Source organism: Mesorhizobium sp. WSM4810 (assembly GCF_055811235.1).
Map to the genome: position 1 here is coordinate 1 of NZ_JBVVQV010000128.1, position 284 is coordinate 284.

Below are 284 nucleotides of genomic sequence, written 5' to 3' on the forward strand. Positions count from 1 at the left end.
GGTCCTTGTTCGAGCCCGGCAGTGTGGGTGATGACAAACGACGGGTCGATCTGACCTTCTTCGATGCGGCGCAGTAGGTCGTCGGTCCAGCGGTTCACATGGGTCTGGCCCATCCTGAAGGTCAGGCCCTTGTTCATGGCTTGGCCCATCGGGATCTTGTCGACGAACCCACTGTACACGCCCGCGATTGAGATGACGCCGGCTGGCCTGCAGACATAGATCATTTCACGCAGCACGTGGGGCCGATCGCTCTCCATCAGCATCATCTGCTTCGCGCGGTCATA

The 284-nt window shown here is 59.9% G+C and carries 1 pseudogene; it reads right to left on the bottom strand.

Going from position 1 to position 284, the window contains the following annotated elements:
- Positions 1 to 284, bottom strand: a pseudogene (locus AC0L3O_RS35585) (glutathione-dependent formaldehyde dehydrogenase); the annotation flags it as partial.